The following is a 13,567-nucleotide window of genomic DNA, read 5'->3' on the forward strand; positions in this document are numbered from 1 at the left end:
ATCAGAAAGCAACTAAACTTTTATCTCGTCTTCCGGTGATATCACTAGCTTAACCGTTATGGCCCGTGTATACCTTTTAATAACACGTTCATAATGTCTTTTTCTTCTTTACACTTTAAACATTCCTGCACAAGCGCTGGACTTTCAACTATCTTTGTTAAGAGTGCATACAAGCATTCTAAATCTTCAGTACTCTCTTTTTTCACATTTAATAAACATACGAGTTGGACTGGTTTGTCTCCCCACATAACGGGCTTTTCCAATGTACAAACCGCTACGAAAGTTTCTTCCCACATCGGGGTAATTGGATGAGGGATCGCTACTAAATTTCCGTATGAGGTGGGAGCAATTTTTTCACGGCTGTAGAGACCTTCTATAAAGCTATTGTCCACAAAACCTCGGTTTTGCAAATGAGCAGCTAACAGTGAAAGAACCTCGTCTTTTGTCTCGCATGGCTGATTAACTAAAATTAAATCGCGATAAAGGTAGTGGCCAACGGTCATATGACGATCTGATATAAAATGATCGACTTTGGAAAAATCATTATCTGTCAAAATGGTATTCACATACACAATCGGGACGGGGAGTTCTTCTTGAATTGGCAATGAGCTGATAATAACATCGATGTCCGCTAATGAGCACTGGCTTAGTTTATAATACTCGGTCGTTTTCACAACCTCAATCTTATCGGCAAAGCGGGATTTCAATTTATATTTAATCATCTGGGCACTACCTACACCAGAAGCACACACGATAATCGCTCGCTTCGGCTTATCAACTCTCAAATTTCGCCTTTCTATGGCAGCTCCAATATGAAGTGCCAAGTAGCCAATTTCATTCTCATCAATGGTGACGTTCGTTAACTCCTCCAATGCGATCCCTGCAATGATCCCTGCTTCAAAAGCCATTGGATATGTTTTTTTAATATCTTGTAGCAATGGATTTCTAATATTCATACCATAGCGGTATCTGTTAATAGCAGGCTTTAAATGAAGACTCATCGCCATAATCAGTTCTTCATCCTCTGCAATGTCTAACTTTAGTTTCTTCTCAATGTCGCCTAGTAATTTTTTTGTCAATTGAAGGTAATCATCATCAATAATGGGCGTTAAATCTTCCACTTTCATATGATGGTTCGCTACTATTTTCGTACCGAGTAAATGCAATGTAATGTAAGCTACCTCTGAATCTGGGAAGGTAACCTGTAGCTTTTTTTCCGTATCTCTAATAATGTCACATGCTACACTATATTCCTTTTGACCTTTCATTTCTTGATTGTCATCATTGAATAGAGACACATGATGGCCAGATATCACACGTTTATAGGCGATGACTAAATGAATAAATAAATTATTAATAGCAATATCAGATAATGTCATCCCGTTTTGTTTAATCCGTTCAAGAATGATCGTCCAAATTGCTTGATATTTCTCCGCCTCAATTAAATCAGATAGCTGATTCGTCAAAATTGTTGTGGCTGTTTCTTTTGTTCTATCAAACAAATATTCTGCTAAACAGAAACGTAATTTCATTTCACTTCCTGTTACCTTTAAGCCATGATTCGGCCTTTTCGCCAATGTTAAACCATAATTAGTAAAAATACGTTTAACTTCCTTTAGGTCGTTCTGTAGTGTCGATTTACTCACATGCATGGCATCCGCTAAATCATCAATTTTCACGTATCCTTCTGCCAAAAGTAATGTCTTCATGACAAAAACGATGCGCTCTTCAGGGGTATCAGGCACCGTATCATTGTTTTCTTGTTTTGTCTCGACAATTGTTTGTAAATATTTCCTGAATTGTTCATGATCATAAATGACAAGATGATATCCCTTACCCCGAATAGACACAATTGTAGCATCATGAGATTTCAGTTGCTTATTGAGTAATTTAATATCAGCTCGTATTGTCCGTGGTGAGACGTGATTCACATTCGCTAAATAATCACTCGTTATAGGGGCATCTGCTGCGATCAGTTCTCTCAATGTTTTGGTAAAGCGGGGATTTATCATATTAGCTCCTCTCCTTCTATGCGACGTCGGTATGAGATAAATTCTCCAGTTACTTATCTATCATACTGTTAAATGACAAGGTGGTAGTACTTACAAGACATCTTAACGTCCATATGCCATTTTGTAACTGCTCTCGTACGCGTCCAGGTATGAAGGAAACGAGAAGACTTTGACTTACCGTTAGGAGCTTTAAGGTTAATGCCATCGCCTTCTCATTGTTTTCATTTTAAAGATATGTTCTTAAAATCCGTTATTCTCAGCTACTTCTTTAAACCAATAGGCACTTTTCTTTGCCGTTCGCTCTTGCGTTTCAAGATTCACAGAATAGAAGCCGTAACGATTTTTATAAGCATTCATCCACGACCAGTTATCCATAAACGTCCATAAATGATAGCCTTTCGTATGACATCCTTCCTCAATGGCTTTATGAAGCCATGTGAGGTGACCTTTAATAAAGTTTATTCGATAGTCGTCCTCAATACGACCATCTTTTAGAAAACGATGTTCGTCTTGGACACCCATGCCGTTTTCGGAAATAAATGACGGGATATTTCCGTAGTTATTTTTTAAATTTATCATAATATCGTAGATGCCTTTTTCATAAATTTCCCAACCTCTGTAAGGGTTCATTTTCCTCCCTGGCATCTCATAGTTGTCAAAAAACCAATCTGGCATAAACGGGGACTCTGGGTTCGGCACGTGATCTTTCGCTTTAACTCGTCGCGGCTGATAGTAATTGACTCCAAGTATATCGACGGTGTTCTCTTTAATCACAGTTAAATCTTCTTTCTTATAGGCGGGAAGATGCTCATATTCATTTAACAATTCGATGAGTTCAGTTGGGAATTCTCCTAAAACAGCAGGATCTAAGAAACTCCTATTAAAAAAGAGATCTGCTCTGTGAGCCGCCTTCAAATCATCAGGATGTTGACTTCTAGGATAAGACGGCGTCAAATTTAATATAATCCCGATTTGTCCCTTTGTATCCAATTTGCGAAAATGACTAATAGCAAGAGCACTCGCAAGCATTGTATGGTAAGCTACTTGAAATGCTTTCTGTGCATCCACAATGTTTGGATAATGGAAATCATAGAGATAACCGCCTTCAACAGGGACAATCGGTTCATTAAACGTGAACCACATTTTTACCCGATCTCCGAATAAGTCGAAGCACTGTTTCGCGTAATCAGCAAACAAAGCTACCACGTCACGATTTTCAAACCCGCCTTTATCTTGCAGCTCTTTCGGCATATCGAAGTGGTACAAGTTAACAAACGGTTCAATATCGTGTTGTAATAGTTCATCAATCACATGGTTGTAAAAGTTAACGGCTTCCTTATTAACCTCACCTTCTCCTCCAGGTATAAGCCGTGCCCAAGAAATTGAGAAGCGAAAGGAATTATGACCAATCTCCTTCATTCGTTGAATGTCTTCTTTATATTGATAATAAAAATCAGAGGTCATTTCAGGCCCTACACCGTCAAAAAAGCGATTCGGCTCTATTTTATACCAATGATCCCAAATATTCTCACCTTTACCTCCTTCGTGTGCTGCTCCTTCCATTTGTGTAGCTGAGGCGGCACTCCCCCACCAAAAGTTATCTGGAAATTTATATTGTACTGTCATTGATCATCACTCCCTATGTCTATTCCTTTAGTCGATATATTTCAATAATTTCTACAGCTAAATCACGTACAGTCATAGATGTCATTAAATGATCTTGAGAGTGAATTAATAACACGTTAACTGGATTTTCTTCGCCAGCTGCTTCCTTCTGTATGAGCTTTGTTTGAAATTCATGGGCTTTCGTTAATTCTGCTCCTGCCTCTTTTACTAGCTCGTCAGCTTTTGCAAAATTCCCCACTTTCGCTTCTTGAATTGCCTCCATTGCACTCCCTTTACCGTTCCCTGCATAAAGTATAATTTGAAAGGCTGTCTCTGTTAAATCAATCGGTTGTTCCATGTCACATTCCACCTTTGAACTGTTTGTTAGTGTTTTCTTTCTGTCTCATAAAATTGCTTATCCATGATGCGTAAGAAAGGCCACCATATAATTAAGACGATGAATAGATTAATAGCTTGAAGAACACCGCCTTGCCAAGAATTTGTAGCTAGTGCACCATTTAATATCATCGGTGTCGTCCATGGGACAATAACCCCTGTTGGTGCTGGAACAATACCTGCTGCCATTGTAAAATAGGTGAATATTGCTACGACTACCGGTGCCAAAAGCCACGGAATAAGAACGAGTGGGTTCATAATGATTGGCAATCCAAATATGATCGGTTCGTTAACATTAAAAATACCAGCTGGAGCACCTAGTTTTCCCAGTTCTTTCATTTGACGGCTTTTTCCGATAATAAATATACCGATAATAACAGCTAACGTCATACCTGAGCCGCCCATTCCAACGATGAAAGAATCTATAAACTGTTTACTGACGATATGAGGTAATGCTTCTCCATCTTGAAACGCTAGCAAATTCTCATTGGCTAGTGCGTACCAGATCGGATCAAAAACTGAATTCACAATAATTTGCCCATGAAGTCCAAAAAACCAGAATAATTGTATTAAAAGGACGGCAACGATTGTTGCAGGCAATCCTGCCCCTAAGGCTGTCAATGGCGCTTGAACGACGGTATATATGAAGTCCTGAACACTTTCAAAACGCGTCATATCAAAAATAATTCTTACAACTAAAAACGTTGTGAGCGTAAAGGTCATAGGAATTAATGCACTGAAAGATCTGGCCACCGCTGAAGGAACGCCTTCTGGCATTTTGATCGTAAAGCCTTTTCTCGTAAAATATTGATATAACTCTGCTGCTAAGAAAGCCGTGAATATACCAACAAACATGCCTTGAGCACCAAGACTCGTTGTCGGTATGACACCTTCTACGCCTTCAAGTACTTGTGGTGTCAAAATTAAAAAGGCTGCAAGTGCCGCTACACCACCATAAATAGCTTCGCCTTCATAGCTTTGCGTCAGTTTGTATCCTATTCCAATAATGACGAACAACCCCATAATGGTTAATGTCGCATTAGAAGCAGAGCTTAACGCCCCTTGATATGTCCCAAACGCCTCCTCACCTATAAGACGATCGAGAAACGGTAAATTAGCAATAACAACAAAGATCGAGCCAAAAATAATTAACGGTAGCGCTACCATAAAACCGTCTCGAAGTGCTGTCAAATAGCGGTTATTGTTCAACTTGTCTGCCACCGGCATTAAAAACTTTTCTAACATTTCCATAAATTTATTCATTATTTATTTCCCTCCCTATAAGCAGGATACTTAGTTTAAACCAGCCAACTCTAAAGCCTTTGTCAATACAGCCTCTCCGTTAACTCTCCCGTAAGCCACTGGATCAATTACATCTACAGGTACATTCAACTCTTCTGCTTTCGCCTCATATTTCTTCTTCATGAATCTCATTTGTGGCCCGATTAATAAGACATCGACCTTTGGCAGCTCTGGAATTACTTTGTCTTGAGCAACTGCCCAAATTTCCGCCTCTATCCCTTTCTCTTCAGCTACTTTCTCCATTTTTGACACAAGTAGACTTGTAGACATACCTGCAGAGCATGCCAGCATAATTTTTAACATTAGAATCCCTCCCATAAATTATTATTGATGTGTAATGCCATTATATTTTAGAAGCGCTTTCAACTAAACTCACTCTTTTGCCGTTAGTTAACGGCAATGATTATAACCAAAAATTTACTAAGATAATATTTCTAAATAAAACATCTTTTCTTAAGCTGGTAAGGCGTCTTATCTTATATGGAAGAGTAGAGACAATAGCACAAAAGAAAGTAACCTCCACTCATCATTAATTAATGGTACCTTCACTAAATAAAAAGTGCGTATTGATGGTAATCATCAATACGCACTCATATCGTCCAATAGCAATGTTTGTGTATATTTTAAGTGACACTTCAATGCCAAACATGTTTTTAATAAATCCGCTTTTAAGTGGCTGTTAGTTAGGCGTTGCCATGCTTTATCTTTAGTTTGCTAAGTGGATAAGACAACATGTAGCATAGATGAGACATGTGTAAAGTTTATACTAGAACAAATCCATTAACCTACTCCAAAAACCTGGTTCCTCCTCTTCTTCTTCTGTCGCAGATTCTTCCTCTTCCTTTGTAATGCTTTCTGTTTTAATGACAAACTGCACAGAATCAATGTTCTCGTTTTCATCTGCTACAAATGAAATCGCATCGAAGTCACCAATTTCGTATTCTGCAAGCATGTCATCAATTTCATCTTGCATTTGATCTGGTAAATCACTTGTGGTCTCGTACAACTCATTTGTTCCTTCTTCAAGCTCAGCGGTGCCGCTTTCTAACTCTGACGTACCGCCCTTTACTTCCCCGATGCCATCATGTAAAGCATTATAGGAGCTCGTAAGTTCCGAAACACCACCTGTGTAATCGACTAATCCGTTATGAAAATCGCCGTAATGGGATGACAAGTCACTTAACGCATCTTCTAATTGGTTAAAAGAAGCTGCTATATCCATATTCTCTATAGAATGTGACAACTCACGCGACATCGTTTTTAAACCACTTGCCATGTCGTCTAAAGCAGTGCTGACATCATTAAGGGTAGGTTCAACCGCGGCGAATGCCTCATTAACAGCATCATACGTCCCTTTTGTTGTAAGAGCAGCTGAATAGGTTTCAACTAATTTATCAATGACGTCCGCATCAGCGCCACTCAAGTACAAGCTTTGTATCTCTTCTTCCGACAGTTTATACTCAGGGATCGCAGATATAGCGTCATCTAAACTAGCATAAGCAAGCCCATAATTTTCTTCAAGAAGTGAAAGCCCTTCTCCCGCTTCTTGAAGACCTTCAGCTAATTCCGCAAGAATGTCTGGTAGCTCCTGTAAATCTCCGAGGTTCATGTCATCAGGGTCACCGTCTAGCGATTGACTTATTGTACTTAATGCGTCATCAATTTGATTAGAAGCGCTCAATAAATCAGATGAACTACCATCTAGCTCTTTCATCCCGTGATGATAATCAGCTGAGCCACTGTGTAAAGCACCTACGCCTTCATTAAGCTCACCAATACCTGAATGGAGCTCCGATACGCCCTTATTAACGTCACTAATCGCATCAGCTAATAGTTCCATATCACCTGTCATATCGTCAATTTCAGGAGCATCAATCGCCATCGCATAAGGAAGTGCTGCTATATCAATTCCTTCCATTTCAAAATCAGTGATATCTGCTTCTACTGTAAAATCTCCCTCTTCATCAGGCATGATAGAAAACGTGATTTGTTCATTTTTTCCTACATTCGCAATGGTTCCATCCTCTGCACGAATCCGCCTCGCTTTTTCACCATTTAGTTCAATGGAAATTTGGACTAAATAATGCTCGTAAAAAACAGGATCAAATGTTTCGTTTGCTTCAGTCGTTACATGAATGGCTAAATGGCCATCGGCCCCTGCTAATTCGTCGGGTGCCACTTCTTTACCATTTAAATCGTAAGTGAACGTTATATCCCAAGGAAGGACGGCATTTTCCATATTGCCCTGATAGTAAAAACGTCCTTCAGGCGCTACGAGCTCAATCTCTTCACCCGATTGGTTTATAGGGGATAAATCTGTTAAATTTTCCACGTTTGAATAAGTGCCATAATCTTTAATCACACCAGGATGTATGACATCAAATATGTTCACCACATAAATATCATTCATTTCTCCTGCGGCGCTAAGTGTGGCATACACCACTTCATCTTTTGCAGCAACTTCGCCCTCATTTAAAGAAGTAGGTTCATCAGCCGCTATCGTCTGGGAACCTGTTTGATTCGCATGTACAGGCAAGGAAGGGATTAATAGCAAGAAAGCCAATCCACTCAATAGTAGATGTTGTTTTTTTATCATCATCATTTCTCCTTAAAATAATTTGCTTTCCACGTTGTTTTTTCAATTAACTTATCGAAAATAACTAACGTAGCTGGAAGGAAGAACAAGACCATTAAAAAAGCTAGAAGCGCGCCTCTACCTAACAATAATCCGATAGAAGAAACGATTTGATTAGAAGACGTCAGCCATAAAATAAAGCCAACACTGGATAAAATTGAAGCAGAGACAGCAATAGAGAACGTTTTTTCGTCTAACGTGTGCTTAATCGCTTTGAACGCTGACATTTCCTTCCGCTTCTCTTTGTAATGTTCAGTGAACAGTATGGCGTAGTCCACTGTAGCAGCTAACTGTACCGTACTGACAATTAAATAACCGACAAAGTCTAATGGCGTATTCGTAAAATATGGGATGGATAAGTTTAGCCACACAGCTACTTGAATAGTCAGTAAAAGAACGACTGGAAAGGAAAGTGATCGGAATGTAATAATGAGAACAATGGCAATAGTCACCACAGTTAACACGTTAACGAGTGTGTTATCTTTCGTTACAATTGTTTTCATATCATAGAGTGTGACACTTTCGCCAAGTAAATGGGCATCCTCTGCATAGTATGATCGCGCCACCTCCTCAACCTTTTCCACTAATGCAAATGGTCGCTCCCCCTCTGCTGCTAAATCTGTATTTATTACTATTCTGCTGTAGTTTTCTGACAAGAATTGTTCTGTTAACGATTCTTCTAAATAGTCTGCTGGAATGACAGGACTTATGGCGGTTGCGTATGAGATCACACTTGTGACGTTAGGCAGTTGCTCCAAGTCAGTCCCAAGCTCTGCTTCTCTCGCTGTATCTCCTTTTGGCACTAGGAGAACAATAGGCGTGAGCTCTCCAAATGTATCTTCAACAGCAATGAAATCACTGCCTGCACGTGTTGTTTCAGGTTGCTCACCTAACCCATACGTAAAGGTTGTATGACTTTGTGCTAAAAAGCTTGGCACCATAACGATCGCTACGATAAAAAGACTCACATATCTCATTTTAACGACACCTTTTCCGATGCCTTTAAATGCTGGTATAAATTGTTTGTGTTGTGTTTTATCAATCCATTTATAAAAATATAATGTAAGAGCTGGTAGAAATACCATGACACTAATAAAACTGAAAAGTATCCCTTTCACGAGATTCAACCCTAGATCTGAGCCTATCTCGAAATTCATAAACGTCAATGCCATAAACCCAAAGAATGTGGTGGCAGCACTTGCGGTAATAGCGGGAAATGACCGCTTCATCGCCAGGTGCATCGCCTCTTCTGGTGAATCGCTTTCCTTTCGAGAATCTGAGAAACTGTGAAGCAAGAAAATAGCATAATCCAACGAAACAGCCAACTGCAAAATAGGGCTGACCGATTGGGTAACGAACGATACCTCTCCAATAAAAATATTTGTTCCTAGATTAATTAGAATCGACACACCAATTGCCACAAGAAAGAAGACGGGCTCCATCCAAGATGTGGTCGATAAAATTAAAATAATGATAATAATCGGTATAAGTAAAGCCGCGGCATACATCGTTTCTGTACCAGCCATTTTTTGAGAAATCGCGGTGTCTAATGCCTCTCCAGTCAACGCATTATCTTCTCCAATAACCTCATAGATCGCTTCTGTCACTTCCACCTCATCACCGCTGCTTACAGTAAACGAGTAGAGAGCATGTCGGTCTTTATAATAAGATTCGACTGTATCGTCATCCGCCATTTCTAACGGTATCTTCAAATCCATGACATCATCAAGCCATGTCACATCGCTTACCCCTTCAATACTTTCAAGCTGCTCCTTATAGACAAGCGCTTCTTGAAGTGACACGTCTTTGACCATCACTCTTGTATTAGGAACGGACGCCTCAAATTCCTCTTCCATAATATCTAGCGCTTTTGTTGAAGACGCATCATCAGGCAAATATTCCACCATGTTATAGTTAACAGAAACAAAAAATTGCAAACCGGACCCTGCAATAGCGAGAATCATAAATAGAATGACGACAAGCTTTTTATGTTTAATAATTCGTGCTGCTATATCAATCTTAATCCACTCCTTTTTCTACACACCCACTACTTTTTAAATATAAACAGAATAGTATTTCTTCACTATGTACAACAACCTTTTATAAACAAGCCTTCATACAATAGATTTCCCGCTCTCCTCCCACTGATTGCTCGTGAGTGAAATCTGGACATGGCCACCGTTACCTCCTGCCTATATAGAGTTAGCTCTCCGCTCTCTATTTTGAACAAGGAGGTTTACGGACGGTTATCTGTGATATAACGAACCTTCAATCAGTGGGGGGTTTGTTCTTCTCCCACTGATTGGTAGTTGAGTCAATCAGGACATTACCGGCCGTTACCTCCCCCTAAATAGATGGCTCTCTCCTCTTTATTTTGAGCAGGGAGGTTTACGGACGGTTATCTGTGATATAACGAACCTTCAATCAGTGGGGGTTTTGTTCTTTTCCCACTGATTGGTAGTTGAGTGAATCAGGACATTACCGGCCGTTACCTCCCCCTAAATAGATGGCTCTCTCCTCTCTATTTTGAGCAGGGAGGTTTACGGACGGTTATCTGTGATATAACGAACCTTCAATCAGTGGGGGGTTTGTTCTTCTCCCACTGATTGGTAGTTGAGTCAATCAGGACATTACCGGCCGTTACCTCCCCCTAAATAGATGGCTCTCTCCTCTCTATTTTGAGCAGGGAGGTTTACGGACGGTTATCTGTGATATAACGAACCTTCAATCAGTGGGGGGTTTGTTCTTCTCCCACTGATTGGTAGTTGAGTCAATCAGGACATTACCGGCCGTTACCTCCCCCTAAATAGATGGCTCTCTCCTCTCTATTTTGAGCAGGGAGGTTTACGGACGGTTATCTGTGATATAACGAACCTTCAATCAGTGGGGGTTTTGTTCTTCTCCCACTGATTGGTAGTTGAGTCAATCAGGACATTACCGGCCGTTACCTCCCCCCCTAAATAGATGGCTCTCTCCTCTCTATTTTGAGCAGGGAGGTTTACGGACGGTTATCTGTGATAAATGTTATAATAGATAAATGTAACACCTGTTACATTGTTAAATTATATAAAGTGTAATTGTTAAAATCAACGGTGTAAGCGCTCACTGTAACAAAAAAGGAGGTTTTGATACATGGAAAAACGACGACATGCTTCCAATGTGTTTGCAAAGGAATGTATTTCCACCGCTTTATTACAACTGATGGAATCCAACAAATACGAGGACATCACGATTACAGACATCACTAAAAAAGCCGGTGTATCACGTGTGACCTATTACCGTAATTTTGCCAATAAAGAAGCCATTATTATCAGTTATTTAGACGACTTATTTTATCAGTATCAGCAAGAGACACAGCACCTTCCAGAAGAGGACGATTACCAATTTCTTCTTTATGCGTTTTATTTTTTTGAAAAATATAGTGATATTATGTCGAGACTGTATGAAGCCAATTTAGCTACTTTAGTGTTAGACTGTTTCAATAAATATGTGTTGTGGTGCATAGACGAAAGTGAAGAACGCCTGCTAAAATATGCGCCTCATTACCAGTCAGGTGCTATTTTCAATGTATTTATCGAGTGGATCAAAAGTGGTAAAAAAGAAAGTGTGGAAGACATGGCTGCATTAGTTCAACAGCTAAACAATATGTCATTTAAGAAAACGTCTATTACTATCCCTAACACAACACATTTATGATGTTAAACGAGTTAATGTACTATGTAGCTCGAAAGGTGTGTATGACAGAAACTGTCATGGCGCTTCTATATATTCGATCGATGAAGAGGCACCTCTTATTATATGAAATTTTTATTCCTATGAACCAATTTCATAAAGCTAAGCTTCAATCAGTGGTGTTTTACTGCCCCTTAAGAATGGGATAAACGAATATTTGCTATAAAATAATTAGTCTTGTTTTAGCTTTTTCGTGTTGACATTCTTTCCCTATCTGAAATATTTTAAGGTAACTTGCTATCAGGTAGAAAAAAACAGGCGACATAGATCGCCTGTTTCCACTATCCTTCGTATTAGACACGCATGTCACATTTTTCGATCATCCTGTTCGCAAGTATCCTCCTATACTTCTTAAGGGGGGTCATAGCTTTTCTCCGTTTGATTCGATGACCTGCTTATACCAGTTGAACGATTTTTTCTTATAACGCTCATTTGTGCCACGACCTTCATTGTCTCGATCAACGTAGATGAAACCATAACGTTTCTTCATTTCTCCACTGCCAGCGCTCACTAAATCAATACATCCCCAAGACGTGTAACCCATTAACTCTACGCCATCTTCTACCGCTTCTATCATTTGTTCTAAATGGTCACGCATATACTCAATACGATAATCATCTTCTACCGTATTATTTTCATTTAGTTCGTCTACTGCTCCCATCCCATTCTCTACGATAAATAATGGTTTCTGATACCGGTCCCATAATTGGTTCATCGTCACACGTAAACCAATGGGATCGATTTGCCACCCCCAATCGGTTGCATCCAGATGCGGGTTGCGCAATGTCATAATGGCATTCCCACTTTTTTGTGCATTGTTCACTTCTGGATCAGCACTCGTTAAGCGCGATGAATAGTAAGAAAATGAAATGAAATCAACCGTATACTTTTTTAAAATATCTCGATCTTCCTCTTCCATCTCAAGAGAGACTCCTAATTCTTTAAAGAGACGCTCCGCATAAGATGGGTAATACCCTCGAGACTGAACATCAATAAAGAAATATTGATTTTGATTTTCTTTCACCGCTTTTAACATATCATTAGGATGACACGTGTATGGATAGATTTCCCCTGCCGCTAACATGCACCCTATTTGAATTTGAGGATCAACTTCTTTTGCAATCTTAGTTGCTAAACTACTGGCTACTAGTTGATAATGAGCCGCTTGATATTTCACTTGATCATGATTTTCGCCATCTTCTAATATGAGTCCCGCTCCGAAAAAGGGGATATGAAGAATCATATTAATTTCATTGAAAGTAAGCCAATATTTCACTTTACCTTTATAACGGTGTAAAACAGTTTCAGCGAATTTGACATAGAAATCAATCAATTTCCGGTTGCGCCAACCACCGTAATCTTTAACTAATCCAAGGGGAGTGTCAAAATGATTGATGGTGACTAACGGCTCAATGCCATACTTAGCACACTCATCGAATACGTTATCATAAAATGCGAGCCCTTGTTCATTCGGCTCTGTTTCATCTCCATTTGGAAAAATCCTCGGCCATGAAATCGACAAGCGAAACACTTTAAACCCCATTTCGGCAAATAATTTAATATCTTCTTTATAACGGTGATAAAAATCAATGGATTCATGACTCGGGTAATGTGAGTACGTCGTCGTTAACGCTTTTTGCGGCTCCATCAATGCTTCCCATCGTTCTTTTCCTGCCGGTAAAAGATCGACTAACGATAATCCTTTTCCATCTTCTAAATAAGCACCTTCACATTGGTTAGCAGCTACTGCGCCACCCCATAAGAAATCTTTTTTTAATGGCATAAATCATTCTCCTTTTTAATTTAATGACATGAAGCTACGTTTAAAAGTCATATGTAACTTTGACTATCTCCTTTATTTAAGTCCACATTGGACTAACAGAGA

Annotated in this window: 9 protein-coding genes; 1 reads left to right on the forward strand and 8 read right to left on the reverse strand. The window is 39.5% G+C overall.

Annotation, left to right across the window (positions count from 1 at the left end):
- Nucleotides 1-56: 56 nt before the first annotated feature.
- The 7 genes from BK581_RS07960 to BK581_RS07990 form a co-directional block, all read right to left on the reverse strand.
- On the reverse strand, nucleotides 57-2,012 hold the full coding sequence (locus BK581_RS07960; RefSeq protein ID WP_078577670.1) for a BglG family transcription antiterminator: 1,956 nt from the start codon (nucleotides 2,010-2,012) through the stop codon (nucleotides 57-59).
- Between the two features lie 240 nt (nucleotides 2,013-2,252).
- Entirely contained in the window at nucleotides 2,253-3,638 is a 1,386-nt protein-coding gene (locus BK581_RS07965) for a glycoside hydrolase family 1 protein (RefSeq protein WP_078577671.1), read from the reverse strand.
- Nucleotides 3,639-3,657: 19 nt separating this feature from the next.
- Entirely contained in the window at nucleotides 3,658-3,975 is a 318-nt protein-coding gene (locus BK581_RS07970; RefSeq protein ID WP_078577672.1) for a PTS lactose/cellobiose transporter subunit IIA, read from the reverse strand.
- Between the two features lie 26 nt (nucleotides 3,976-4,001).
- Complete coding sequence (gene celB / locus BK581_RS07975; RefSeq protein WP_078577673.1) at nucleotides 4,002-5,276, reverse strand: PTS cellobiose transporter subunit IIC; 1,275 nt, start codon at nucleotides 5,274-5,276, stop codon at nucleotides 4,002-4,004.
- A gap of 30 nt (nucleotides 5,277-5,306) precedes the next feature.
- The gene (locus tag BK581_RS07980) at nucleotides 5,307-5,618 is read right to left on the reverse strand and encodes a PTS sugar transporter subunit IIB (protein ID WP_078577674.1); all 312 of its coding nucleotides are present in this window, start codon (nucleotides 5,616-5,618) and stop codon (nucleotides 5,307-5,309) included.
- 463 nt (nucleotides 5,619-6,081) lie between these two features.
- Nucleotides 6,082-7,911: a coiled-coil domain-containing protein gene (locus tag BK581_RS07985; protein WP_245828948.1), complete on the reverse strand. Its 1,830-nt coding sequence runs from the start codon at nucleotides 7,909-7,911 to the stop codon at nucleotides 6,082-6,084.
- 2 nt (nucleotides 7,912-7,913) lie between these two features.
- Nucleotides 7,914-9,914: an efflux RND transporter permease subunit gene (locus BK581_RS07990; protein WP_078577676.1), complete on the reverse strand. Its 2,001-nt coding sequence runs from the start codon at nucleotides 9,912-9,914 to the stop codon at nucleotides 7,914-7,916.
- A gap of 1,168 nt (nucleotides 9,915-11,082) precedes the next feature.
- On the opposite strand from BK581_RS07990, the gene BK581_RS07995 reads away from it, so the two are divergent.
- A complete protein-coding gene (locus BK581_RS07995) occupies nucleotides 11,083-11,646 on the forward strand; it encodes a TetR/AcrR family transcriptional regulator (protein ID WP_078577677.1) in 564 nt (187 codons plus the stop codon).
- A gap of 397 nt (nucleotides 11,647-12,043) precedes the next feature.
- On the opposite strand, the gene BK581_RS08000 is transcribed toward BK581_RS07995, so the two are convergent.
- Nucleotides 12,044-13,465, reverse strand: coding sequence for a 6-phospho-beta-glucosidase (locus BK581_RS08000; protein WP_078577678.1), 1,422 nt, complete (start codon nucleotides 13,463-13,465; stop codon nucleotides 12,044-12,046).
- Nucleotides 13,466-13,567: the final 102 nt, after the last annotated feature.

Origin of the sequence: Salipaludibacillus agaradhaerens, from assembly GCF_002019735.1 — a bacterium.
GTDB lineage: Bacteria > Bacillota > Bacilli > Bacillales > Salisediminibacteriaceae > Salipaludibacillus > Salipaludibacillus agaradhaerens.